General features: G+C 69.5%; 20 protein-coding genes and 1 pseudogene. 18 read left to right on the forward strand and 3 right to left on the reverse strand.

Annotated features, from left to right (window positions below; translation table 11 throughout):
* Positions 1 to 23: 23 nt before the first annotated feature.
* Positions 24 to 1,766, reverse strand: coding sequence for an ATP-binding protein (locus tag ACOQPP_RS03650; RefSeq protein WP_420635887.1), 1,743 nt, complete (start codon positions 1,764 to 1,766; stop codon positions 24 to 26).
* Between the two features lie 255 nt (positions 1,767 to 2,021).
* On the opposite strand from ACOQPP_RS03650, the gene ACOQPP_RS03655 reads away from it, so the two are divergent.
* Positions 2,022 to 3,188: a pyridoxal phosphate-dependent aminotransferase gene (locus ACOQPP_RS03655; protein ID WP_420635888.1), complete on the forward strand. Its 1,167-nt coding sequence runs from the start codon at positions 2,022 to 2,024 to the stop codon at positions 3,186 to 3,188.
* An 84-nt stretch (positions 3,189 to 3,272) separates the two neighbouring features.
* Here ACOQPP_RS03655 and ACOQPP_RS03660 read toward each other — a convergent pair whose 3' ends face one another.
* A complete protein-coding gene (locus ACOQPP_RS03660) occupies positions 3,273 to 4,025 on the reverse strand; it encodes an enoyl-CoA hydratase/isomerase family protein (RefSeq protein ID WP_420635889.1) in 753 nt (250 codons plus the stop codon).
* A gap of 396 nt (positions 4,026 to 4,421) precedes the next feature.
* Between ACOQPP_RS03660 and ACOQPP_RS03665 the strand changes: the two genes are divergently transcribed.
* The 9 genes and pseudogenes from ACOQPP_RS03665 (at position 4,422) to ACOQPP_RS03705 (ending at position 16,377) form a co-directional block, all read left to right on the forward strand.
* Positions 4,422 to 5,654 (forward strand): efflux RND transporter periplasmic adaptor subunit, encoded by a 1,233-nt coding sequence (locus ACOQPP_RS03665; RefSeq protein WP_419166596.1) that lies wholly within the window; start codon positions 4,422 to 4,424, stop codon positions 5,652 to 5,654.
* A complete protein-coding gene (locus ACOQPP_RS03670) occupies positions 5,651 to 7,027 on the forward strand; it encodes a TolC family protein (RefSeq protein WP_419166595.1) in 1,377 nt (458 codons plus the stop codon). The genes ACOQPP_RS03665 and ACOQPP_RS03670 overlap by 4 nt, the downstream gene beginning before the upstream one ends.
* A 1-nt stretch (position 7,028) precedes the next feature.
* A complete protein-coding gene (locus ACOQPP_RS03675; protein ID WP_420635890.1) occupies positions 7,029 to 10,442 on the forward strand; it encodes an efflux RND transporter permease subunit in 3,414 nt (1,137 codons plus the stop codon).
* Entirely contained in the window at positions 10,439 to 13,519 is a 3,081-nt protein-coding gene (locus tag ACOQPP_RS03680) for an efflux RND transporter permease subunit (protein WP_419166593.1), read from the forward strand. Before ACOQPP_RS03675 ends, ACOQPP_RS03680 begins: the two co-directional genes overlap by 4 nt.
* Positions 13,520 to 13,688: 169 nt before the next feature.
* Positions 13,689 to 14,063, forward strand: a complete 375-nt coding sequence (locus ACOQPP_RS03685; protein WP_420635891.1) for a peptidylprolyl isomerase — start codon at positions 13,689 to 13,691, stop codon at positions 14,061 to 14,063.
* Positions 14,011 to 14,277, forward strand: a complete 267-nt coding sequence (locus tag ACOQPP_RS03690) for a peptidylprolyl isomerase (RefSeq protein ID WP_420635892.1) — start codon at positions 14,011 to 14,013, stop codon at positions 14,275 to 14,277. Before ACOQPP_RS03685 ends, ACOQPP_RS03690 begins: the two co-directional genes overlap by 53 nt.
* Before the next feature lie 70 nt (positions 14,278 to 14,347).
* Positions 14,348 to 14,578: an NAD-binding protein gene (locus ACOQPP_RS03695; RefSeq protein ID WP_420635893.1), complete on the forward strand. Its 231-nt coding sequence runs from the start codon at positions 14,348 to 14,350 to the stop codon at positions 14,576 to 14,578.
* Positions 14,579 to 15,299: 721 nt separating this feature from the next.
* A pseudogene (locus tag ACOQPP_RS03700) lies at positions 15,300 to 15,563 on the forward strand (electron transfer flavoprotein-ubiquinone oxidoreductase); the annotation flags it as partial.
* Between the two features lie 538 nt (positions 15,564 to 16,101).
* The gene (locus tag ACOQPP_RS03705) at positions 16,102 to 16,377 is read left to right on the forward strand and encodes a 4Fe-4S dicluster domain-containing protein (RefSeq protein ID WP_420635894.1); all 276 of its coding nucleotides are present in this window, start codon (positions 16,102 to 16,104) and stop codon (positions 16,375 to 16,377) included.
* A 96-nt stretch (positions 16,378 to 16,473) separates the two neighbouring features.
* Here the strand turns inward: ACOQPP_RS03705 and ACOQPP_RS03710 are convergent, their stop codons facing one another.
* A complete protein-coding gene (locus ACOQPP_RS03710; protein WP_420635895.1) occupies positions 16,474 to 17,532 on the reverse strand; it encodes a hypothetical protein in 1,059 nt (352 codons plus the stop codon).
* Positions 17,533 to 17,618: 86 nt separating this feature from the next.
* On the opposite strand from ACOQPP_RS03710, the gene ACOQPP_RS03715 reads away from it, so the two are divergent.
* From ACOQPP_RS03715 to ACOQPP_RS03750, 8 genes are all read left to right on the forward strand, one after another.
* Positions 17,619 to 18,380, forward strand: coding sequence for a lysophospholipid acyltransferase family protein (locus ACOQPP_RS03715; protein WP_419166589.1), 762 nt, complete (start codon positions 17,619 to 17,621; stop codon positions 18,378 to 18,380).
* 363 nt (positions 18,381 to 18,743) lie between these two features.
* Positions 18,744 to 18,995, forward strand: coding sequence for a hypothetical protein (locus tag ACOQPP_RS03720; RefSeq protein ID WP_419166587.1), 252 nt, complete (start codon positions 18,744 to 18,746; stop codon positions 18,993 to 18,995).
* Between the two features lie 125 nt (positions 18,996 to 19,120).
* The gene (locus tag ACOQPP_RS03725) at positions 19,121 to 20,245 is read left to right on the forward strand and encodes a citrate/2-methylcitrate synthase (protein ID WP_419166586.1); all 1,125 of its coding nucleotides are present in this window, start codon (positions 19,121 to 19,123) and stop codon (positions 20,243 to 20,245) included.
* 171 nt (positions 20,246 to 20,416) lie between these two features.
* Entirely contained in the window at positions 20,417 to 21,865 is a 1,449-nt protein-coding gene (locus tag ACOQPP_RS03730; protein ID WP_419166585.1) for a leucyl aminopeptidase, read from the forward strand.
* The gene (locus ACOQPP_RS03735) at positions 21,862 to 23,703 is read left to right on the forward strand and encodes a TonB-dependent receptor plug domain-containing protein (protein ID WP_420635896.1); all 1,842 of its coding nucleotides are present in this window, start codon (positions 21,862 to 21,864) and stop codon (positions 23,701 to 23,703) included. Before ACOQPP_RS03730 ends, ACOQPP_RS03735 begins: the two co-directional genes overlap by 4 nt.
* The gene (locus ACOQPP_RS03740; RefSeq protein WP_419166583.1) at positions 23,700 to 24,581 is read left to right on the forward strand and encodes a YicC/YloC family endoribonuclease; all 882 of its coding nucleotides are present in this window, start codon (positions 23,700 to 23,702) and stop codon (positions 24,579 to 24,581) included. The genes ACOQPP_RS03735 and ACOQPP_RS03740 overlap by 4 nt, the downstream gene beginning before the upstream one ends.
* Complete coding sequence (gmk, locus tag ACOQPP_RS03745; RefSeq protein WP_419166582.1) at positions 24,578 to 25,246, forward strand: guanylate kinase; 669 nt, start codon at positions 24,578 to 24,580, stop codon at positions 25,244 to 25,246. Before ACOQPP_RS03740 ends, gmk begins: the two co-directional genes overlap by 4 nt.
* Before the next feature lie 80 nt (positions 25,247 to 25,326).
* Positions 25,327 to 25,548 (forward strand): DNA-directed RNA polymerase subunit omega, encoded by a 222-nt coding sequence (locus ACOQPP_RS03750; RefSeq protein WP_419166581.1) that lies wholly within the window; start codon positions 25,327 to 25,329, stop codon positions 25,546 to 25,548.
* Positions 25,549 to 25,559 lie beyond the last annotated feature (11 nt).

Here is a 25,559-nt window from a genome sequence, read left to right on the forward strand (position 1 = left end):
AGGAGGATCGACACCTGAACTGGCTACGCGTCAGGCGTAGGTCGGTACTCGACGAGCGCGGACTGGCCGACAATGCTGACGGTCCGGACGAGCCGTTCGGCGCCGTCGGGGTCGGTGACCCGCAGTTCCTCACCCGGGAAGAAGTCGACGGGCTCACGTCGTCCCTCGTCGATGGCGAGGTTGCTCGCGTAGAGGTAGGTGCGGTCGAGCTTGTCCCGGATCGGGTTGAGGCTGCCCCTCAAGCCGGGGATCTCGCCTGTGCGTTCGCGAAAGATCGCCGACCTGCCAGCCGGCAGGGCGGAAAGCTCGATATCGAGCGGACCGTGGCTTGGAATCCATTCGGTCTCGACATGCGCCGCGTACCCCGCGGCGGCGGCGAAGACCGTCAGCGGAAGCTCGGTCGCATAGAGGTCGACGGTGACTTCACCGCTTTCGCCGGTAGTTGCCGCCCTCCAGGTCTCGTTGGGGAACAGGACGAGCAGGTCGATGCCGGGCAACGGAGCACCGGCCTCGTGCGCGCGGATCAGGGCGGTCGCCGGGGTCGGCGTGGTGGGCGCGGCGGGAATCGTGAGGAACAGATCCGCGTCATCGACGACTCGATACAGGGGCTCCTCGCCACTCAGACGGCGGGTCTCTCTCATGATCGTCGGGACGCCGTCACCCCTTCGTTCCATGAAGAACTGCCGTCCGCCAGAACCGAGGATCTTCCCCGCCGGTATGCGGCCCAGCATCGAGGCGAGCGTCTGGTTACGGGTCGCCTGCCGGGAGGCCATGCTCTCGACCGTCAGGTTGTTCGGAAGAGCGCCGGGCGAGTTGATCTCGATGCGGTCGGCAAACATGGAGAGCCGTATCCGGCTACCGCGAATCGAGTAGTCTCGGTGCGCCACCGCGTTGACGACCGCTTCGAACAGCGCCCTCTCGCTGTACTGCGGCAGATCGACACGGGCGGGCTGTTTGTGCGCGCCCACTCGCATATTGCGGACGGCGAACCTGACGGCCTCGGCGATCTGGCGGTGTAGCGGTCCGGTAATCGTGTGGGCATCCAGCTGGCCGGACGCCTGGTCCACGCCCCGGTATTGCGTGGCGCTGATGCACGCGTTGGGCAGCCATTCCTCGGGGGCGGCGGCGCACAGCAGCACGCCGGCGACCGTGGCGCGGAGGATCCCGCCCTCGTCCCGCGCCAGAAGCCCCATCTTCTCGAGGGCAAGTTTGGGATCGGCGGCGCCCTCCGAACTCAGCAGCGGCCCCCACAATGTCTTGTCCAGCGTGCGGAAACCGGTTCCCGGAACGGGCTGCTCGTCGAACCACAGAAAGCGCGCCTGAGACCACCTCTGGGCGAGACGCAGACTCTCGTCGCTCGTCATCCTCCGCTTGGAACTGCCAAGACGGCGAAATGCGCCCCCCGGACTCTCGTGCAGAGCATAGCCGGGAGGGACCTCCACGATGAGAAGCGGCTTGCCGTCGATCTCTCCCCGGGAGGTGTCGATCTCGATTGGTGGCTTGACCGAATCGGTGCAGAGATTGACCACGAGCTGTTCCAGCGCGTCCAGTTGGCGGCGGGTCATCCCCTGCACTTCGCCAGCATCGGTGACCCCGCAAAGCATGGCTCCGCCCCTGGCGTTCGCGAAGGCCGCCAGCTCGTCCGCGATGCTCTGCCCGTCCGGCCGGGCCGGGCGGTCGCCCCTGAACTCGAACTCCTCGAACTCCCAGTGGCTGTCTTGGCCCAGGCGGAGCCGTCGCCGGATCTCGTTTTCGTCGAATGTCATGGGTCTGCTCCGATGCCGGTCCCGCGCGCCATGCACGGGTACGAGCTTTCGGCGAAGGGTAACGGCCCGAGCGCGCCGGGTGGTAGCATCCCCCAGGCACGCGGTGGCCCGTTGATTGGACCTTTGACGCGGCGCGACCGGGCCCTTGGCGGGTGGACGAAGGCTGTGACAGCAGCCATGTTTCGAGAGACATGAGAGGATGGACGCGCGCCGCCTGTCCCGGGGGCGGCGTCCTCAGGGAACCAGGGAGGCCACATGAAGCGAAGGGCGTTTCTCCGAACCGGACTCACGGGCGCCGGCGTTGCCGGCATCGCCGCCGCACCCCTTGCCGCACCCCTCGCGGGGGCGACGGCGGCGCGCAGCCTCGACACCATCTTCAACCCCCGCCGTCCGGGACGTGACTACAACGGACCCGTCCGGCTGAGTTCGAACGAGAACCCGCTCGGCATCGCCCCGTCGGCGCGGCAGGCGATCGTCGACGGACTCGACGAGGCGAACCGCTATCCCGGCGCGACCGGCGAACTCGTGCGCGAGGCGCTCGTCGCGCGCCTCGGCGTCAAGCCGGGCCAGCTCTTCTTCGGCTCCGGCTCGACCGAGATCCTGCGCATCGCCGCGGCGGCGTGGGCGGCGCCAGGTGGCCGCCTCATCTACGCCGAGCCGACGTACGAAGACGTCCCGAGGTACTCGCAGCCGTTCGCCTACGATCACGTCACGGTTCCGCTCACCAGCGACTACGCGCACGACGTCGACCGCATGCGCGAAGAGGCCGCCAAGTCGTCCGCGCCGAGCGTGATCTACTTCTGCAACCCGAACAACCCCACCGGTACGCTCACCTCGTCCAAGCCGATTGCGGACTGGATCCGCGACGAGAGCGAGCAGCACCTCTTCCTCGTCGACGAGGCGTACTTCGAACTCGCGGACGATCCCGGCTACGAGACGTTCATCCCGCTCATCGAGCGCCATCCGAACCTGATCGTCGCCCGCACCTTCTCCAAGGTGTACGCGATGGCCGGGATTCGTCTCGGCTACGGGATCGCGCACGAGGCCACCGTCCAGCGGGTCCTCCCGTTCGCGACGCGGAATGCGCCCAACCACGTCGCGGGCGTCGCCGCCATCGCCTCGCTCGCCGACGCGGACTTCTTCGCCAAGAGCGTCGAGACGAACAACGAGGCGAAGGCGGTCATGCACGACGCCCTCGGCCAGCTCGACATCGAGGTCCTGCCGAGCCACACGAACTTCATCATGCACCGCATCAAGGGCGAACTCGCGACCTACAACGAGCGCATGTACGAAGCCGGGTTCAACGTGGGCCGGCCCTTCCCGCCGATGACGGACTGGAGCCGGCTCTCGATGGGGCTCCCCTCGGACATGGAGAACCTTGCCGAGGTGATGATGGACTTCCGCAGGAAAGACTGGATCTGAGACGAGGGCGGCGTCGCGAAGGCTGCGGCGCTGCCCTTTCTTTACGGGGTCCCGGGGCTCTCTTTCGGGCCGGGAATCGACCCGTCAGCGCGCGGTGGAGCGGCCGAGCGTCCTTTCCAGGTAGTCCCGGATGTGGCTCGCGGTCTCGGCGGAGATCCAGATCGAGCGGAGTTCGTCGTCGAGTTCGGCCGCGCGGCCCGGGGCCCGTGAGAGCTGTCTCTTCGTCAGGTCGTAGGTGGCCGCCGGGATCGAGGCCAGCTCCGCAGCCACCTTCCGCGCCCGCTGGATGAGCCGCTCCGCCGGTACGATCTCGTCCACGAAGCCGCGTTCCGCCGCGGTCTCCGGGCCGTAGGAGCGGCCGAGGAGCAGCACCTCGCGGTGATATCGCTGCGGAACCGCGGCGCGCACGATGTCGAGCGCCACCGCGGGGAAGGGGACCCCGACCCGGAGTTCGGGCAGTCCGATGCGGCCGTTCCCCCGGGACATGACGCGGTAGTCGCACGCGCAGGCGATGACTCCGCCGCCGGCGATCGCGTGCCCGTTCACCGCCGCCACGACCGGTTTCGGAAAGGCGCGCAGCTTCGAGAACAGCACCCCGAGGCTCGCGAGCAGCGACTCGACGTACGCCGCGCCGCCGTTGACGACGCGGAACAGCTCGACCCCCGCCGAGAAGGCCGACCCCGTGCCCGTGAGGATGATCGCCTCGACCCCGCCGTCGTTCCGCACGCGATCGAACTCGGCGTTGAGCGCGTCCGAGAATTCCGCCGTGAGGACGTTCGCCGGCTCGCGCTCCATCCGGATGAGAGCCACGCCGCCGTCATCATTCCGCTGGATCATCACGCCTCCCGATCGTAGACCGTCGCGAGCCGGGCGTGGGTGGCCCTGTCACCCCTGACGATCTACTAAGAGATTAGTTGACAACACCCTCCGCCACATCTACGCTAGGGCCCAAGCGAGGCGGCGTCACGGCGGCGCGGAGGGGACGGAAGCGGGGCCGCCGTCCCGTGGATCTTTCTCTCCCCCGGGTCCGTACAACGCTTCGTGTCGATGGCGGTGTCGAAGCCATGATCAGGTGATTTGATAGTTCGTTGAGAGTCTTGCGATAGATACAACGCGCCGCGGCGGGGCGGGATGCAAGGTCTGCACCCGTCCCGCCGCCGCGATATCGTTGGGGCGCCGTCGAGGGAGGATCGGAGGGCCGGCGGCAGGGAAGAAACATTCGGTGCGAGGCTTATGAAGGCACGTCACTGGGTCACGTTGATCGTCCTGCTCATCGCCGGCGCCGCCGTGGTCGGCATATTCATGCGGCTGAACGAGAGCGAGGAGGATGGGCCGCTCACGTTCGGGGACGCCGCCGCCGATTCCGTCGCCGAGGAGGTGCGGGGGACGGCTTCGGCGGCCGCCTTTGCGACGGATATCTGGCTCCCGGTCGAAGGGGCCGTGATCCAGCGCGACACCTTCGTCCTCTGGGTCACGGCGAGCGGGCGGGCGGCTTCTCTCCGCTCGGCGCCGCTCCACTCCGAGGTCCAGGGTTCGGTGGCCACGGTCCCGGTCCAGGAAGGCGAGCAGGTGCGGACGGGACAGCTCCTGGCGCGGATAGACCCGACCCTCTACGAGATCCGCGTTCAGGGGGCCCAGGCCGCAGTCGACCGTGCGCGGGCTGATTTCGAGGACCGCGTCCTGTTCGACGAGCACCTGGCCGATTCGGCTCGGATGGCGAGGGCCGAGCAGGCGCGCATCCGGGCCGGTCTTCCGGCGCAGGAGGCGTCGCTCGCCGAAGCTCGCTATGAACTCGACAAGACCCGGATCGTCGCGCCCTTCGCCGGCCGCGTGGCGAACCTCGGTGTCGCGCAGGGCAGCCGGGTCGGCGCGGGCGACTCGATCGCGACGATCGTAGACCTGTCGCAGATCGACATCGACGCCGGAGTGCTGCACTCCGAACTCCCGCTCATCGAGGTGGGCCGGGAGGCGACCGCCACCTTCCCCGCGCTGCGGGGCGAGGTGTTCCAAGGGGAGGTCGTGAGCGTGAACCCGCTCATCGACCCGGAGACGCAGACGGCGCGGGTCACGGTGCGGCTCTCGAACCCCGAAGCCCGAATCGTCCCCGGGATGCCCGGAAGCGTGCGGATCGCGGGCCGTCAACTCCCCGACCGCACGTTCGTGTCGAAGGACGCCGTCGTCGAACGGAATCGGCGACAGGTCGTGTTCGTGTTCGAACCGAGCGGGCCGGGGGCGGAGACCGGGCGCGCACAGTGGGAATACGTGACGCTCGGGCTGGAGAACGACACGGAAGTCGAGATCATCCCCAACCCGGACGGCGAGGACACGTTCGTGCCCGAGGGCCGAGAAATCGTGCTCGTGGACGGACACGCCACCCTTACCCACGACGCCCAGGTCCGGATCGAGAACCACAGCGACTTGATGGCTGAGGCTGAGCCGGTCCCGGCTCCGAAGGGTTCCCGATGAGTCTCGGGTCTCGGCGACGTGGGCGTCGGCTCCTCGCGGGACTCGCGCTGGGGGCCGGATGGCTCGCCGTCGCGGCGCCCGCGTCGGCCCAGGCGCGCCTCCTCCCGGACACGCTCGACATCACGCGGGCCCTCCGGATCGCTCTCGCCGAGAGTCCGGTCCTGCGCGTGTCGCAAACACAGGCGGATCAGGCGGGCGCCGACCGGCTCGCGGCGTGGGGGGCTTTCCTTCCGACCGCGACCGTCAACGCCGGACTTAGGCGATCCAGCTTCTCCCGTACGACCTTCGTCGGCGAGGAAGGCTTGTCGGAGAGCCTCCCTGAAATCCTCACCTCTTCGAGCCAGGGTGCGAGCCAGGGGCTGGACCTGAGTTGGACGGTGCTGGACGGCGGGAGGCGCTTCGCCGCCCTCTCGCAGTCGCAGGCTAGCCTCCGGGCTGCACATCGACGCTACGACGACCAGCAGCGCGCCGTGGTCACGGGCGTCCGGCTCGATTTCCTCAATGCCCTGAGGCGCCAGGAGCTTCTCGAACTTACCCGGGCGCAGATTGCCGACCGCGAACTCGAACTCGATATCGCCCGGCGACGATACGCGATCGCGGCCGTGGAGCGGACGGACGTGCTGGGCGCCGAATCGGCCCTTCTGGACGCCCAGATCACGCTTCTGAACGAGCAGAATCTGCTGCGGATCGGGCTTGAGCAGCTCGTCGTCTCGATGGGTCTCCCTCCCGAGGCGGGCGAGGGCATGGTGCTGGCAGGCGACGAGGGCATGCCCGAGGGCATGGCGGACATCGAGAGCATCGTGCGTGCGGCCGTCACCTCCGATCCCGAACTCCTTGCACTCGACGCCGACCGGTCCGCGGCGTCGGCGTCAATGTGGTCGGCTCGCACCCTCTACCTGCCGAGTATCACCGTCGGTTTCGGCTGGGGGCGGAGCGAGAACTTCGGCCCCGGGGATTCGTTCTGGCAATTCAGGCCCGGCGACACGGACCATGGTTTCCGTGTGTCGGCCTCCTGGAGCCTGTTCGACCGTTTCAACCGGGAACAGCAGAACGCCCGAGCCTCCGCGGCCAGGCGGCGGGCGGAGGAGGACTTGCGCCGCCGCCGAATCGAGATCGAGCGCGACGTGAGGCGCTTCGCGGCGGAGATTGAACAGTTGGCGCAGACGCTGGACCTGCTGGAACAGAGGTTAGCCCTCTCGCGCGAGCGGCTGGAGATGGAGCAGGAACGGTACAGGAACGGGACCGGGAGCTTCATCGCTCTTCAACAGGCGGCCGGCGCGGCGAAGGGCGCGGAGACCCAGTTGATCCTGCAGCAGTACGACTACCTGATCTCCTGGTCGAATCTCTCCGAATACCTTGAGGGCGGGCCCTAACTTGGCGCTCCCCGACCTGTCGCTCCGACGGCCCGTGGCCACGGCGATGCTCTACGTGGGCATCGCGGTGGTCGGCGTGGTGTCGTTCCTCCGGCTCCCGATCGACCTCCTCCCCGATGTCGCCTTCCCGACGCTGTCGGTGTGGACGACGTATTCGGACGCGGGGCCCGCCGAGGTCGAGCGCTGGGTCACGGAACCCATCGAGCAGTCGCTGTATTCGGTCCCGGGGGCGCGGGGCATCTCCTCGCGCTCGCGGGAGGGGCAGTCGCTCGTCCAGCTCGAGTTCGGCTGGGGCACGGACATGGAGTTCGCGACCCTTCACACCCGCGAGAACCTGGACAACCTGTCGGAGAACCTTCCCGATGGGGCGGATCGCCCCACGATCCTGAGATCGGACCCGACCAGCGATCCGATCATGACGCTCGCGGTGAGCGGGGCAGATCTGCGCAGCCTGCGCGACCTCTCGGAGGTCGTGTTCAAGCGTCGGCTCGAGCAGCTCGACGGGGTGTCGCTGGCGGGGCTGACGGGCGGGCCCGAGCGCGAGCTGCGGGTCATCGTGGATCCCGAGTACCTCGACGTGCACGAGGTCTCGCTCGCGCAGATATCGGCCGCGCTCGACCAGGCGAACTACAACGCCCCCGGAGGCACGATCCGACGCGGGCGCTTCGAGTACAGCCTGCGCACGCTGGGCCAGTTCCGGGAGGTGGACGAACTCCTCGAAGTGGTGATCCAGCGGCCGGAACGCGCGACCGGACGTCCGGTGGTCCTCGCGGACGTCGCCACGGTGGTCGATACGATCGCCGATCTGGAGACGATCGCGCGCTTCAACGGAGCGTCGGCGATCGGACTCCAGGTGTTCAAGGAGGCGGGGACGAACACGGTCCGCGTGGCCGACGCGGTGCGCGAGACGCTGGACCAGCTGCGCGAGGAGTTCCCGGAGATCTCGATCGAGATCGCCTCCAGCCAGGCGGCCTTCATTCGGGATGCGATCTCGAACGTCGTCACCGCCCTCCTGTTCGGCGGCGCCCTCGCCTTCCTCGTGCTCTTCCTGTTCCTGCGCGACCCCAGATACCCGCTCGCCATCGGCCTCGCGATCCCGATCTCGGTGATGGCGGCGTTCGCCCTCTGCTACGCGTTCGACGTGAGCCTCAACATCATGTCGCTCGGCGGCCTCGCGCTGGGCGTCGGGCTCCTGGTCGACAACTCGATCGTCGTGCTGGAGAACATCTTCCGGCACCGCGAGGAGTCCGGGGAGGGAGCGCGGAAATCCGCCGCGCGCGGAGCCCGGGAGGTCGCGGCGGCGATCACGGCGTCGACGCTGACCACGATCGCCGTGTTCGGGCCGGTGCTCTACGTGGAAGGGGTGGCGGGCGCCCTGTTCGGCGATCTTTCGCTCGCGGTGACGTTCTCGCTCCTCGCCTCGCTGCTCGTCGCCCTGACGCTCCTGCCCGTGCTGGCCGCGCAGGTGGCGCGACGGCGAGCGGGAGCGGGCGAGGCGCGCTACTGGGGCGAAATGTCGGCCCCGGAGCGGCGGCCCGAGGCGCCGGAGAGCGCGCGGGCGGGCTTCGTGCGCCGGTGCGCCCGCGCGGTCCGGAACGGCATGGCCGCGAGCGGGCGCGGGGTGGGGCGCGGGATCGTGTACGTCGTGCGTTCGGTCCGGCTCACCATCGTCGACCTCGCGACGGCGGCCGGGAGGCTCCTGGCGTGGCTGTTCGGCCCCTTCCTGCGCGCTTTCGAGCGGGGTTTCCTCCGCTTCGCCGCGCGCTACGAGCGGACGCTCGAGTGGGCCCTGGGGCACCGCCTGGCGATCCTCGCCATCGCCGCGGCCGCCCTCGCCGGCGCGTACGCGATCGCCGGCACATTGCCGCGCGAACTCATGCCGCGCGTGGACGAGCGGCAGTTCTGGGTCGAGATAAACCTTCCCCAGGGGACTCCGATCCGCACGACGGACGAGGCGGCCGGGGACATGGAGCGCATCCTCCTCGACATGGATGTCGTGTCGGGCGTCTTCACCCGGGTAGGCCGGAGCCGTGGAAGCGAGCTTGCGGCGCGGGACCTGACGGGACTGAACAACGCGGCCCTCGATGTCCAGTTGGCCGGATCCGAGCGACCCACGCCGGAGGTGATCGCCGAGTTGCGGCGGCGGCTGGCGGAGAGCGGCTTCGATCCGGCCTTCGTGTCGATCGAGACGGGGCGGGCGACCTCGCTCGGCCGGGCGCTGGCGATCGGCGAGGCGGACCTCGCGGTCAAGGTGCAGGGTGGGGAGCTGGAGGATCTCGTCCCGGTGGCCGCGGCGATCGAGACGAGGCTGGAGGGCGTAGGGGTGCTCGCCGACGTGCGCCTGGATTTCCTGCGTACCCAGCCGGAACTGGTGATCGAGGTCAACCGCGAGGTCGCGTCGCGGCACCAGATCACGGTGACGTCCGTGGCGCAGGCGATCGAGGACTACCTGCGGGGCTCGGAGACGGCCAACGCCTACTCCGTGTTCGCCGACAAGGTCGATATCCGGGTCACCATCCCGGAGACGGCGCGGCGGGAACTCGCGAACGTCCTCGCGCTACGGTTGGAGGGCGTCCCGATCGGTGAGCTCGTCACGGTCCGGCAGGGGTTCGGGCCCGTCGAGATCCGCCGGGAGGACCAGAACCGCACGATCCAGGTGCTGGCCGATGTCGCCGTAGGCGGGCTGCGCGCGGCCGTGCAGGAGGTCGAGGCCGAGATCGCCGACATCCCGCGACCCGCGCTCACGACGGTACGGGTGGGCGGGGAGAACGAGGAGATGCAGAACAGCTTCCGGTCGCTCACCTTCGCGTTCGGGCTCGCCCTCGCCCTCGTGTTCCTCATCATGGCGGCGCAGTTCGAGTCGCTCGTCCAGCCGCTCGTCGTCCTCACGGCGGTGCCTCTGGCCGGCATCGGGGCCGTGACCGCATTGTGGCTCGCGGGCGGCGGGCTCAACGCCATGAGCGGAATCGGACTCGTGATCCTCATCGGCATCGTGGTGAACGACGCGATCATCAAGGTCGACTTCATCAACCAGCGGCGACGGGCGGGCCTGCCCAAGCGGGAGGCCATCCTCGAAGCGGGCCGGCTCCGGCTGCGCCCGATCGTGATGACGACGATCACCACGGTCGTCGGCCTTCTGCCGCTCGCGGCCGGTCTCGGGGCCGGCGCCGACCTGCGCGCCCCGCTGGCCGTGGCGGTCATCGGCGGGCTCATCTCGGCGACCTTCCTCACGCTGATCGTCGTGCCGGTCGTGTACTCGCTCATGGTCGAGCCTTCGGTGTCCGTCGATCCGGAACCCGGGCCGCGGCCCACCGGCCGGGCTCCGGCCGCGACCGAACCGAGATCGGGATACCCGTTGGGCGGGCGTCCCGGACCCGCCGCGCCGGGCATGGCCCGGGGGAGCGTCGAGCCATGATCGATCTTGCGATCCGCCGGCCCGTGGCCACGGCCGCGATCTACGTCGCCCTCTTCGCGCTCGGCGTGTGGAGCTTCCGCCTCATCCCGGTGGAGGACGTCCCGGACGTCGAGTTCCCGCGCCTCACGATCACCGCCACATGGTCCGGGGCCTCGCCCGAAGCCCTCGAGGCGTTCGTCACCGCGCCGCTCGAGACGGTCATCCAGCAGGTCGGGGGGGTGGAACGCGTCGTATCGGAGTCCTCCGCCGATCGGCGCGGGACCGGCTCCAGTGCGCGTATCGACGTCGAGTTCGAGCGCGAGACGCGCATGGAGTTCGCCCGGCTCGCCCTCGGCGAGCGGATCAACTCGATCCGGGACGAACTCCCGGAAGGCGTGGTTCCGGACATATCGCCGTACGTGCCGCAGGAGTTCGCCGAGGAGTCGGAGGAACTCCTCAGCTTCTCGCTGACCGGGCCGTATACCTTCTCGCGACTCGGGGAGATCGCCGACGAGGAGATCGCGGCCGCGCTCCGGGGGCTGCCCGGCGTGTCGGCGGTACAGGTGCGGGGTGCCGAGCGCCGGGAGATCGCGATCGAACTCGACCGCGGCCGGCTGGAGGCGCTCGGCCTGCGGCCCGAGCTGGTCCGGGGACGGATCCAGGAGCTGTCTACGCCGAGAGCCCCCGGATCCGTGGAACTCGACGGGCGTCAGCTCGCGATCTCGGTGCGCACGCGGGCGATCGAGGTGTCCGACATCGAGGACATGATCGTCCTCTCGCGCCCCGATGGCCCGGTCCGCGTCGGCGACCTGGGCCAGGTCCGCGACCAGACGGAAGACCCGTATTCCTTCTGGCGCATCAACGGCCAGCCAACGATTACGCTGGGGGTCTATCGGCAGTCGGGGACGAACGTGATTCGCGTGGCCGAGCGCGTGAAGGCCGAGATGGCCGAAATCGCGGAGACTCTGCCCGCCGGCACGCATATCGAACTCCGGCGAGACCAGAGCGACAACATCCGCGAGCAGATCACGGACCTCCGGCTCCGCGCCATCGCGGCCGCCCTCGTGATCTTCCTCGTGCTCATGCTCTTCCTGCGCTCGCTCGGGGCCGTGCTCGTCGTGTTCGCCACGATCGGGTTCAGCGTGCTCATCGCGGTGAATTTCCTCTATCTGGGGGGCTTCTCGCTCAACCTGCTCACGCTGGCGGGACTCGCGTGGGGCTTCGGCCTCGTCGTCGACAACGGCATCGTCGTGCTCGAGAACGTCGAACGACACCGGCGCGGCGGGGCGTCCCCGCCGAAGGCCGCGAGCCGGGGGGCGCGTCAGGTCGTGCTCCCCGTCATCGCGGCGACGATGACGACCGCGATCGTGCTCGTCCCGTTCCTGTTCCTCCAGGGGGAACTGCGGGTCTACTACCTGCCGCTCTCCTACGCGGTCGGCTTCTCGATCATCGCCAGCCTGTTCGTCGCGTTCACCTTCGTGCCGGCGCTCGCGGCGAGGGTGACCCGAATGGGGGGTGCCCGACGCACCCCGGTGGCCCCCCGGACGGCCGCTCCGGGTGCCGAGCCCTTCTATATCCGGGGATATCGGGCCCTGCTCGGCTTCGGGCTCCGGCACCCCGCCATCGTCGCGCTGGTGTGCCTCGGGAGCCTCGGAGGGAGCTGGTATCTGTTCGACACCCACGTCAGCAAGGGCACGAGGTGGAGCGGCTTCGGCGGACGGGACACCTACATCCGGATCATCATCGAGTTCCCGCGCGGAGCCGGATTGGACCGCACGGACGAACTCGCGCGCTCGTTCGAGGCGAAGCTGGCCACGCTGGACGAAGTCGAGCGCTACGACGCGCAGGTCCAGGCGAACTTTGCCCTCATCAATGCGTGGTTCCCGGACGAACTGGAGCTGACCTCCGTGCCGGTGGCCATCAAGGACCAGATGGTGGCCTACAGTTACGGCTTCTCGGGCGTGGACGTGCGCGTGTACGGGTTCGGCCCCAGCTTCTACGGTGGCGGGTCCAGTCCGCCCAACTACAGCATCCAGGTCCTCGGCTACAGCTACCTGACGGTCCAGGAGATCGCGGAGGAGCTGGCCTCGCGACTGACCCGCTTCTCGCGGATCCGCGATGTGGATCCGAACGCGAGCGGCAGTTGGTTCACTCGGGACAAGGAGTTCGAGTACTTCGTCGAGCCGAACCGGGATGAACTGGCGGCGTACAACATCTCGGTATCGGAGTTGCTCGACTATGTGGCGGCCAATATTCAGGGCCAGCCGCAGAGAAGTCGAATCCGCGTGGGCGGCGAGGAGGTGCAGTTCGCCGTCAAGCTGGATGGCTATCGGGACTTCGACTTCTTCGACCTCAGCGACCTGCGCGTGCCCGTGGAGGCCGAAGAAGAGGTGCGCCTCGCCGGCGTAGCGAACGTCGGGCGCAGGGATGTAATGGCGAGCATCCTGCGCGAGGACCAGCAGTACCAGCGCACCGTCGCGTGGGAGTTCCGGGGCCCGCCCAAACTCGGGGACCTGGTCCGGGACGAGGTCATCAACGCGATGGAACTCCCGCCCGGGTACCGGATCGAGAAGTCCCGCTACGGTGGCTGGACGACGGAGGAGACGACCCAGATGTGGCTCGTCCTCGCGTTCTCGATCCTGCTCATCTACATGGTGACGGCGGGGCTGTTCGAGTCGCTCGCGGCCCCCTTCGTCGTGCTCTTCTCGCTCCCGTTCGCCCTCATCGGCGTGTTCCTGATCTTCTTCTACACCGACGCGACGTTCACGGACACCGCGTTCATCGGCACGATCATGATGGGCGGGATCGTCGTGAACAACGCCATCCTCGTGGTCTATCACATCGGGGCCCTCAGGGAACGTCTGCCCACGATGGACGCGATCGTCCAGGGGACGCTGGAGCGGGTCCGCCCCATCCTCATGACGACGCTGACGACGGTGTTCGGTCTCCTCCCCCTCGTCCTCTTCGCGTCCTCGCAGGACCAGAACATCTGGAACGCCCTCGCGCTCGCCACCATCGGGGGGCTGATCTCGAGTACGTTGTTCGTGCTCGTGGCCATTCCGGTCGCGTATCGTTACATCGTGGCACGCCGGATCTGACGGCGGTCGGGCCCTTGCCCGGCCGGACGCATGCGGCTACGAAACACGCGAACACAATCCGATGGGGGTCTCATGGGGGTCGAGATGACACGGTCGTGTCGGTCAAGGATAGCCTTGCGATTCCTCGGGTGTCTGGTGGCTCTGGGTGGTTGCGACAGGAGATGCGGAAGTGAGCGAATCGCTGGGGGAGCCGGCTTCGGCCGAGCTGAACATGACGGCGCCGGAGACGTTCCGGGCCCGATTCGAGACTTCGAAGGGGACGTTCGTCGTCGAGGCGCACCGCGCCTGGTCCCCGAACGGGGTGGACCGCTTCTACAACCTCGTCCGGAACGGCTTCTTCCACGAGGTGCGTTTCTTCCGCGTCATCGACGGCTTCATGGCGCAGTTCGGGATCAACGGGAGACCCGGAGATCCAGGGCGCCTGGCGCTCGGCGAACATCCTCGACGATCCCGTCGTGATGGGGAACACGCGCGGGCGGGTGAGCTTCGCCATGGCCGGTCCGGACACGCGCAGCACGCAACTCTTCATCAACTTCGGCGATAACTCGCGGCTCGACGAGATAAGTTTCTCGGCCATCGGCGAGGTCGTCGAGGGGATGGAGGTCGTCGACGCGCTCTACGCCGGCTACGGCGAGGGAGCGCCGAACGGCAACGGCCCGGGCCAGGGAAGGATCCAGGAGGAGGGCAACGCCTACCTGGAGGCGGATTTCCCGCTCCTCGACCACATCGAGCGGGCGGTGATCGCCAGTGAGAACTAGCGGGCTGCGCCGAGCGGAACGCGCCGGAGACGACGCAGGACCGCTGAACGGCTGAGCGGCGAGCGGACCCATGCGCATCGTCATCGTCGGGGCAGGCCAAGTCGGATTCCACCTGGCTGCGAAGCTGTCGAAGCAGGGGCAGGACGTGACCGTCGTCGACGCCGACCCCGAGTACCTCCGCGGCGAGCATCGCGAACATCGGCCCGGGGCGGGGCGGCTCGAGCTGTTCACCGTCCTGCTGCTCTTCCACCCCGACTTGTGGCGGCCCCACGGGACGAGGGGCATCTTGCGGCGCGCCTGACCCGGAAGGAGAGGCCGGTCCGTGGAATCCCTGATCCCGTCGTCTGAGCAGCCGCCATTGCCGCACGACCGCTTCATCGTCGAGGGGGAGCCCGACGAGGAGGCCGTGCCGCTCGATGTCCTCTTCGTGGGCGGGGGGCCGGCGGGTCTGGCGGGGGCGATCCGGCTCGCCCGGCTGGCGGCGCGCGACCGGGCCGAGGGCGGGCCCCTGGCCGATGTCGAGATCGGGGTGCTCGAGAAGTCGGGCGAACTCGGGGAACACTGCCTCTCCGGGGCGGTCGTGAATCCGGAAGGCTTCCGAACGCTGTTTCCGGACCTCGAGGAATCCGAATTTCCCTTTCGAGGGCCCGTACGCGGCGATCGGGTCCTGCTCCTGACCGAACGCGGGAAGGTCCGGCTGCCCACGCCGCCCACGATGCGGAACCACGGCCATCACGTGGCTTCGATCTGCGAGATCGTCCGCTGGCTGGGCGCGCGGGCGGAGGCGTTGGGGGTCAACGTGTTCACCGGTTTCCCGGCGGACGCGATGCTCATGCGCGGGGGGCAGGTCGTGGGGGTTCGGACGACCCCCGCGGGCCTCGACCGGGAAGGGAATCCGGGCGGCGGGTTCATGCCGGCCACGGACCTGTCGGCCCGCGTCACGGTCCTCGCGGAGGGGGACGCGCGGGCCGCTGAGCCAGGCGTGGCTGGAGCGGGAGGGGATCGGGTCCGCCAACCCGCAGATCTTCGCCCTCGGGGTCAAGGAACTGTGGGAGGTGCCGCGGCCGCCCGGCGCCGTGACGCACACCCTCGGCTGGCCGCTCCCGCGCGACGCCTTCGGGGGCAGCTTCATCTATCCCATGGGCGAGAACCTCGTCTCCCTCGGGCTCGTCGTGGGGTTGGACGCGCCCTACGTCGACCTCGACGTGCACGCCCTCCTGCAGCGCTTCAAGCGCCATCCCCTGTTGCGGCAGATCCTCGCGGGCGGCGAGCTGGTGGAGTGGGGAGCGAAGACGATCCCGGAGGGCGGGTATTACGCGATCCCGGACCGGCTGAGCAGCGATGGGCTGCTCATCGCGGGAGACGCCGCGGGTCTGGTCGATGTCGCCTCGCTCAAGGGCATCCAATACGCGATGCGCTCGGGTATCCTCGCGGCGGAGGCGATCGGCCGCGCGCTGGCCGCCGACGATGTGTCGGGCGCCCGGCTGTCCTCGTACGACGCCGCCCTGAGAGAGAGCCTCGTGACGGACGCCGTCTACCGGAACCGGAACCAGCGGCTCGCCTTCAAGTCGGGGTTCTTCGCGGGGGGGGTCCGGGCGGGACTCATGCAGGCGACGGGGGGGACGTTCCCGGGGCGGCGCATCGGGAGCCGCTCCGACGCGGACGAGCCGCGCGCGAAACGGCTGGGGCTCGCGGGGGCGTACGATGGGGCGCACTCGGTGGCGAAGGTCGACGCGGTCTTCCGCTCCGGCAACGCAACGCGCGACGATATCCCCTCACACCTCGTGGTCGGCACGCGCGTGTCCCCGGAGATGGCGGATCTCTATGAGAGCCTGTGTCCCGCCGAGGGTCTACGAGCGGGACGGCGACCGCCTGGTCGTGAACGCCCCGAACTGTATCGACTGCAAGGCGACGGACGTCCTCGGGCCGCGCTGGACGCCGCGCGAAGGCGGGAGCGGGCCCGCGTACAAGGCGGATGTGAGTGCGGGGGCGGGCCGGGAACGGCGCGTCAGCCGCCGGAGGCCGAGCGGGCCGCGGGGCTCGCGCGCAGGTCCAGCAGGGAGAAGGCGTCCGCCACCTGTTCGTACCCGGTCCGCATGAGGAACGCGGAGTTCTTGCCGAAGCTCTTGGCGCCGAGGATGAAGAAGCCGGGTTCGGGGCTGAGCAGCGCTTCGGGTCCGAGCGCGTCCTCGGCGATCAGGCAGTCGGCCGGCCCGTCGCCCCGCGCCGCACGGAGGGCCGCCGAGACGCCCATCGGACCGAGGGAGGCGTAGCAGGTGTGGATCTGGAGTTGCCGGTACAGCCGGTCGTCGGGCTCATAGCCGACGCTGGCCACGATGCGGTCGAAGTGGTCGTGCCGCACGGTCCCGGCGACCTCCAGTTCGACGTCGAACTCCCTGCCCGGAGGTTCGCTTGGCGGCGAGGAGCCTGGCCGCGGGGAGCCACGCGCAGCCGGGGGGCGGCCCCGACGGCGACGGCGTTGGCCCGGCGCGTGAGTTCCGCGCGCTCCGGGAGCGGGTCCTCGTCGATCGGCCGCAACGGGACGTCCGAGACGCGACGGGAGGCCCAGGTGAACCGCGTGCCCGGGATCACGCGGGCGAGGGCGGCCAGCGCGACCGCCGTCGTGGCCGCGGAGTGGCCGGCGCCGAGGAGCAGCGTCCGCCGCCCCGCGTAGCGATCGCGCTGCGCCCCGAGCGGGTCCGGCAGGTGGTACTCGATCGCCCGTCGCGCGGCGCGCTCACCCCGTGCCGGCGCGCCGCCCGGGCCGGCCCAGCCGGGCTGGCCCCAGGTTCCGGAGCAATCGAAGACGGCCCGCGCGAACACCTCGGTCTCGGCGCCGTTCTCCTCCACGAGCAGCCGGAAGGGCCGATCGGCCCGGGCGACGGATCCGAGCGCCTCGCCCTTCAGCCGGTCGGCCCGCGCGACATCCCGGACGCGCGCCCCCTCCCGGATCTCGATGCTCGATCGCACGGCCGCGGCCAGCGGCAGCAGATACCGCGTCCGGAGCTCCTCGCCCGTGAGAATCGCCTCCGGCGCCGGCAGCCGAACGCCCCGGCCGCGGAGCAGCCCCAGCCCCGCCGGGCCCGCGTTGAGTTCGAACGGCGAGAAGAGGCGCACCCACCGCCAGGTGTGCACGTGCTGCGCGACGGCCCCGGCCTCGAGCACCACCGCGGAGAGGCCGGCGCGCGCGGCCCCGGCCGCGGCCTCGAGGCCCGTCGGCCCCGCGCCGATGATGGCGAGATCCGCTACGCGCACGGGGTCCGACTCCGGTTCCCGGCGATCCGGAACGTTATCGACCGCTTGGCCTTCCGGTCTTCCATACGGAAACCTACTCTCCTTCGATGAGCCATCGCGAGGACCCGACCCGAAGGGGTGCGCCGCCAGGGGGATACACCCCGGGCCCGATCACCCGGTGGTCGACGCCGGTCACCCGGTGGATCATCACGAATGTCGTCGCGCCCCCCTGCGTGTTCCTCCTCTTCGGTCTGCTCAACCGGACCCGGGTCTACGGGCGCCGACGCCTTCTCCACGCCCGCAATACCCTGCTTCTCGCGAACCATCAGTCGATGATCGACTCCTTTCCGATCGCCTACTTCCTCTTCTACCCGGAGAAGGCCTTCAGGCCCCATATCGCGCCGTGGAACGCCGCCGCGGCGGAGAATTTCTTCAAGAGCCCGCTCCTGGCGTGGATATTCCACCAGTTCAAGTGCATCCCCGTGCGGCAGGGACGGCACGATCCCAGGGTCCTGCTTCGGTCCGCGCGGGTGCTCCGCGAGGGTACGATGATGCTCTTTCCCGAAGGCACCCGGTCGCGCGATGGCCGGGTCGGTCGGGGGCGGCCGGGCGCCGGGATGGTCATCCTTCAAACGGGACCCGCCGTGATTCCCGTCACGATCGACGGCATGGATCGCATCCTGCCCATCGGCACGCGCCTCCCCCGGATCGGGCAGCGGCTGTCTATCTATATCGGGCGGCCGATCGCATACCGGGACCTCGCCGCGCAGGGCCACTCGCGCGCGATCGCGCAGAGGATCGTGGACCGGGTGATGGATCGCATCAGCTTCCAGCGCCGCGTACTCTCGCGGTTGCACCGAACCGGGTAGCACCCGATCCGGGACCTCGTGCGGCCGGATCTGGACATCGGCGCTTGAATCCGGCATAGTGACGACATGAACATTACACTCTACTACGTTCTCGTGACTCTTCTGCTGGGATCGCTCGTGGGTCTCCTCATGGGCGGCGGTTTCGCGTTCGGATGCCGGCTCCGGGAGCTGGATCGACCGGGTGGAGACAAACCGCCGGGATGATCGGGCCGTGCAGCCCCTGCGGGCCGCTCCGAGCCTCGACCTTCTTCCCGATCTCGTGATCAAACACTATCTTCCTATGCTGCAACTTGAGCCAATCGAGGCCCGATACCCTCCGTTTCCCGCTCCGGTTCGGGGTATTCCGAGCCTCCCGAGGTAGACATGACGAAGACTTTCCAGGACGACGATGGGCGCCGGTGGAAAGCGTGGCTCGCTTCACGCGAGGTTTTCTGGCCGGACCCGGACGAGCAGGCGCCGCCGGACAATCTGGAAGCGGTCGTCTTCGTCTGCTTCTCGGACCCGTTCCAGACCCAGAGGCGGCTCCGGCTCCCGCAGGGTTCGTTCGAACAGCTCAGCCTTGACGACCTCAAGGAACATTTCAAGAAGGCGAAACTCGATCCTGCCATCCGCTAGCGGCTCGCCACGATTCCCGTGTCAGCGATCCGCGACAGGACTCCTGCCACCGCCGGCCGGGCGAGTTCTCGCCGCCGACCGGAGCAAGATCGACCTCCTCCGATACCGAAAGGCCTCGTGACAGAATGACCGCCGCCGCCGGGAAAGGGCTAGAAGGCGTCGTCGCCTCGCAAACTTCACTCAGCTTCATCGACGGCCTCGAGGGTGTGCTCGTCTATCGGGGCTACAACATCCATGAACTCGCGCCGAACGCCTCGTTCATCGAGAGCGTGTTCCTGCTCTGGAACGGGCGGCTGCCCACCCGCCCGGAACTCGATGCGTTCGAGGCGAGGCTGGCCGGGCTGCGCGCATTGGACCCGAGGACCCTCGATGGGCTGAGGACGCTCCCCGGGGACGCGGTGCCGATGTCGGCGCTACGCACCGGGATCTCGCTCGAGGGGATGCACGATCCCGACGCCGAGGACAACTCCGCCGAGGCGAACCGCCGGAAAGCGGAGCGGCTCGTGGCCCGGACGCCCACCATGATCGCGGCGATCCACCGCATCCGGCAGGGCAAGGAGCCGCTGGCGCCGGACCCGGCGCTCTCGCTTTCCGCCGACTTCGTACGCATGGCGAACGGGGAACCGGGCACGGAAGAGGCGGTCGAGGCCCTCGACCGCACGCTGCTCCTCTACCTGGACCACGGGTTCAACGCGTCGACGTTCGCCTGCCGCGTGATCGCCGCAACGCTGGGTGACATGCACTCGGCGGTAACGGGCGGGGTGGGTGCGCTCAAGGGCTCGCTGCACGGTGGCGCCAACGCGAGGGCGATGCACACGCTGCTCGAGATCGGCAGCCTGGAGAACGTGGGGCCGTGGCTCGGGAAGGCCTTCGCGGAGAAGCGGAAGATCATGGGCTTCGGGCACCGGGTCTACAGGACGGAGGATCCCCGCGCGACGCACCTGCGCGAGATGTCCCGCGTCCTCACGAACCAGGCGGGGCTCGGGGAGTTCTACGAGATGTCGCGCGAACTCGAGGATCAGATGATCGCGCAGAAGGGCATCAACCCGAACGTGGACTTCTACTGCGCCACGGTGTACTACGCCCTCGGGATTCCGATCGACCTCTACACGCCTCTGTTCGCGATGGGGCGCATGGGCGGCTGGACGGCCCACGTCATGGAGCAGCACGGCGACAACCGGCTCATCCGGCCCCGAGCGGAGTATGTGGGGGAGATGGACCTTACCTGGGTGCCGATAGAGGATCGCTGAGCCGGCACCTCGTGGCTGGACGCTCGCCACGGGAGGCCGGTGTCGCCAGAGGGGCCCGGGCGCTACGGCGCCGGGCGTCGACGGTCGCAAACGGAAGCGGGCCACGGGGCTTTGAGGGCTGCCGGGTCCGCTTCTTTCGTTGACACGCACACTGCCGAAACGAGGCTGAGGGTGGTGGAGATCAGGTCCGGGATACCGGTCGAAAGAGAGGTCGAGGCGTTCGTCGTCCCGTGGTTCGACGACGCGGCCTCGACCGGAGAGTCGTGGGAGGAGGCGGCCGCGCGGTGGCTCGAGGGCCGCGGGCATTCCGGGGAGGCCTCGGCGTGGGTCCGGCTGGGCGCGCCGGATTCGCCGGATGTCTTCATCGCGCGGCTCTCCGCCGGAGAGCGGCCGGTCGCCGAATCCTGTCGAAGAGCGGCGGGCGCCGGGGTGCGCGCCGCGCGCGCGCGCGGCTTCGGTTCGGTCGGGTTCCGGGTGCCGGAAGGGGCGGATGCGGCCGTGTGGCAGGCCTCCGCGGAGGGCCTCTCCCTCGGGGACTGGCGCTACGACGGCTTGCGTGACGCGAAGGGCCGGACCGCGCCGCCCGAGACGCGCGTCCTCTTTGCGACAGCTTCGGTACCGGCCGAGGCGCCGGCGGCGGTGCGCCGCGGCTGTATCCTCGCCGAGGCGCAGAACGTGACGCGCGAACTCGTGACGCTGCCCGGAAACACGGTGACCCCGCGCTACCTCGCCGAGACGGCGGAACGGCTCGGCCGCGAGCACGGTTTTCGCACCGAGGTCCGCGGCAGGGACCGGCTGGAGGAGGAGGGGTTCGGCGCGCTGCTCGCGGTATCCCGCGGGTCGGTCGAGGAACCCTGCTTCATCGAGATGGAGCATGAGGGCAGCGGCGGAGCCCCCTTCGTGGTCGTCGGCAAGGGCGTGACCTTCGACGCGGGCGGGATCTCGCTGAAACCGGCCTCCGGCATGGAGGACATGAAGTACGACATGGCGGGGGCGGCGGCGGTTCTCGGCATCCTGACGGCGGCGGCGCGCCTCGACATCCCGCAGCGCGTGATCGGCCTCGTGCCCGCGACGGAGAACCTCCCGTCGGGGAATGCCGTGAAGCCGGGCGATGTCGTGCGCGGACTGTCCGGGAAGTCGATCGAGATCATCAACACCGACGCCGAAGGCCGCCTCATCCTCTCCGATGCGCTGACCTACGCCCAGCGGCTCGACCCGGCGGCGATCATCGACATGGCTACGCTCACGGGCGCCTGCGTCATCGCGCTCGGGCATCACGCGGTGGCCGTGCTCACGGCGAGCGACGGTCTCGCGGACGAACTCGCCGCGGCGGGCGAACGGACGGGGGAGCGCACCTGGCCCCTGCCGCTGTGGAAGGAATATCGCGCCCAACTCGACTCCCACATCGCCGACATCAAGAACATCGGCGGGCGCGGGGGCGGCACGATCACCGCGGGGTGGTTCCTGCGCGAGTTCGTGGCGGACGACGTGCGCTGGGCGCACCTCGACATCGCCGGCACGGCTTGGGCGGAGGAGGCGCGCGGCTGGCAGCCGAAGGGCGCCACCGGGGTCGCCGTCCGGCTCGTGCACGAGTGGCTGCGCTCCCACGGACGAGGGTGAACCGACCGCTCGCGGGCGGCTGTGCCGCTCTCCTGCTCGTGGTCGGAGGCGTGGCCCCGGCGCGCGGTCAGGATCCGCCGCCGCCGCCGCCGGACTCGCTGGAGGTCCCGCCCGACTCGGTTCTCGAAGCGTTTGCCGACACGACGCCGCCCCGGGCGCCGCAGTTCCCGGAGCGGCTGACGGCGCTTCGGGGTCCCGGCCACGAGGTCTTCGACTGCGACCGCGAGTGCGTCCACGCCTCGCCGGCGTTCTCCCTGCTCGAGCTTCTGCTCGAATACGTGCCGGGGATGACGGGCCTTCGCGGTGGTTACTTCGCGGGACCGCACCACGCCTTCGACGGCGCCTTCGGCCCCGGCTTCGTGACGCTCTACGTGGACGGCCGCGAAGTTCCCTCGCTCGAGCGCGGGCAGACCGACCTTCGGCGCGTCTCGCTGAACTACGTGGATCGGGTGCGGGTCTATCGCGGCGCCGATGGTCTGGTGATCGATGTGGATCTCATCCGCCACGACGGGGTGCAGGCCTACTCGAGGATCGGGGGCGGGACCGGGGATCCCAGAACGGAGATCCTCGACGCCGTGTTCGCCAACCGGCTGGGCAGCGCCGTCAACGTCGAAGTGTCGTTCGCACGCCAGGACATCAACGAGCGCGACGCCGAGAGGGACCGCTTCGGGGCGCAGGGACGCCTCTCCTGGATGCCGCGCTCGAACAACTTCGGGGTGCAGCTGGAGTACCGGACCGAGAGCGCGAACCGGTTCGCGCTCGACACGATGGAGATCAGGCGGAAGGAGGTCGTCCTCCGCACGCGCGCAAATTTGGGTGACCGCGCGCAACTCGAGGCCTACGGACACACGACCAGCTTCAACGAGGTGATTCCGCGGCTGCCGGACAGCATCCCCGCGCCCCGGCAAGGCGCGGATGGCGTCGGGTTGCGGCTCTCCGCCCGGCCCGGCGCGGGGGCGGTTTCGCTCGGGCTGCGCTTCGCCGGCCGGGATGCCTACGCCTCGCGGGTCGCGGACCTGGCCGCCTGGCAGCCGATCGGACCGCTCGCCCTCGAGGCCGGGGCCGAACTCGCGAGCTGGAACGAGTTCGCGACCGAGTCGTGGCGCGGCGGGCTGGCCTTCCGGGACACGTTGTTGTTTCCCGTCGCGCTGCGGGCCTTCGCGGCGGGAGGCACCCGGGGCGTCGGGTTCCCCGGGCATCCCATGGTGGCGGACAGCCTCGAGGATCTCGAACTGGTCGCGGCGGACAGCGTCCGCTTCAACGCCCGCGGGGCCTCGGCCGCGTTCACGATCGGGCCGTTCGACCTCTCGGGCCGCTACTCGCAGCAGCGGCTGGACCGGCAGTTCGGCTTCGGCGCGCCCTTCGACCGGCTCGTGGTCGCCGACTCGGGCGAGGTGGACGTCACCTCGCTCGAGGCCCGCTTCGAGGGCCCGGTCGTCCCTCTGGGCGTCCTGATCCGGGGCCTCGCACCCATCCGCCTTCGGGCATCGTGGCGGAAGTTCACCTCCGATGGCGCCGCGTCGCTCTTCCTGCCCGACCGGCTGTTCCGCACGGAGTTCTTTCTGCACGATTCCTTCTTCGAGGAGAACCTCACGATCTGGGTCTCCCTGTTCATCGACCGCCGGGGCGCGCGCCTCGTGCCCGGAACGGGGTTGGAGGATCCGGTGATGCTGGAGTCGGACAGCTGGATGGGCGGGAAGTTGATGTTCAAGATCGGCGACTTTCGGTTCTTCTGGCACTTCGGCAATCTGGGCGCGGGAGACGTGGGGGATTTCCCCGGTACTCTGTTCCCCGTGCAGGTCAACGTGTTCGGACTTCGGTGGGAGTTCTTCAATTGATCCGGAGCATGACGGGTTACGGGGCGTCCACGGTGACCGGGGCGGAGGGGACGGTCACGGTCGAGGCGCGGTCGGTGAATTCGCGCGGCCTCAAGGTGGTGGTGAAGGCCCCCCCGGGCGCCGAACGGTGTGAGGGCGAACTGCGGGAGCTGGCGCAATCCCGGGCCGGGCGCGGCCGGCTCGACCTCTTCGTGCGCGTGGAGACGGGGCCGGCGGAGGAGGGACGGGCTCTGGACGCGACGCGCGTGCGGGAGGTGCTCGACGCCTGCGCGCGCCTCCGGGACGAGTTCGGGGTCGCCGGGGAGCCCGACGTGGCCTCGCTCCTCCACGTCGGGGGGCTGTTCGCGAGGGGAGGCGCCGAGGGGGTCGAGTTCGCGCCGGATCCCGACGGGCTGAAGCAGGCGGCGGCGGAGGCGCTGGATGACCTCGTCGCCATGCGGGACCGCGAAGGTGCGCGGCTCGCGGTCGATCTCCGCGAGCGCCTGGCCGGGATCCGGCGCGCGGTCGACGGGGCCGCGGAACTCGCGCCGCAGCGGCTGGAGCGCGAACGGACACGCCTCCAGGCCGCCGTGACGGAGTTGGCGGGGAAGGGGCTCGACGAGGATCGCCTGACGCGGGAAATCGCGCTCATCGCGGACCGCTGGGACGTCGGCGAGGAACTCGTGCGCGCCCGATCCCACCTGGAGGCGTTCGAGGAATTCCTCGAGGCCCCTATCGATGAACCGGTGGGGAAACGCCTCGGCTTCCTCGTTCAGGAGCTGCAGCGCGAGGTCAATACGTTGGGCGCCAAGGCGAACGATCCGGGCATCTCCCGGCTCGTCGTCGAAGCGAAGAACGAGATAGAGAAGCTCCGGGAGCAGGTGGAGAACGTCGAGTGAGCGGTCCTCCGCTCGCCGCGCCGCCCGCTCCATTCCCGGTCATCCTCGCGGGACCCTCCGGCGCGGGGAAGACGACGCTACGCGACCGCCTCCTCGACGAACCCGGATCCCCGTACCTGTTCTCGGTCTCGATGACGACACGGTCGCCGCGCCCGGGGGAGCGGGAAGGCGTCGACTACCGGTTCGTCTCGCACGCCGATTTCGAAGCCCTCGCGAAGGACGGGGCGCTGCTCGAGCACGCCGCCGTCCACGGCGAACGGTACGGGACCCCGCGGGACAACCTGGACCGGGCCCGGGAGGCCGGGGCGCGCCTCCTGCTCGACATCGACGTGCAGGGGGCACGGCAGGTCCGTCGGGCCGCGCCGGAGGCCGTCTCGATCTTCATCGTGCCGCCGACCGCCGACCGCATCGTCCGGCAGCTCCGGGGCCGGGGGAGCGAAACGCCGGCGCAACTGGAACGGCGGCTTGCGGGAGCCCGCGCCGAACTGGAGGCGGCGGCGGAGTTCGACTACCTCGTCGTCAACGACCGGATCGAGGACGCCGTGGCGGCGGTGTCGTCCGTCGTGGCCACGCACCGCGGCCCGGCGGGGCGCCTCGGGGCTGCGGACCGCGAGTACGTGGCGCGGATCGTTCGGGAGTTGGATCGGATTCGAGGCGAGTGGTAGGTTCAGGAGTCAGGAGTGCGCGCCGCCGGTTCGGGGGCGCGATCTCGATGGGACGATGGAGAGGATGACGGAGAGCTAGAATGAAGGTGTTCACACCGGACGCCGTCGCGGAGGCGGCTTCGAACAAGTATCTGGGCGTGCTCGTGGCCGCGAAGTATGCGCGCGAGCTCAATGCGCTTCCGCTCGAGAGTTCGCCGTACGGGGCGAACAAGCTCACGACGGTCGCGGCCGAGGCGCTGACGTCGGGAGAGAAGAAGCTGCAGTACCGGCTGGTCCGAACGCGCTCGTCCTTCACCCGCTAGCCGGCTGCGGG

Origin of the sequence: Candidatus Palauibacter sp. (assembly GCF_965222475.1) — a bacterium.
In the GTDB taxonomy this organism is placed as follows: domain Bacteria; phylum Gemmatimonadota; class Gemmatimonadetes; order Palauibacterales; family Palauibacteraceae; genus Palauibacter.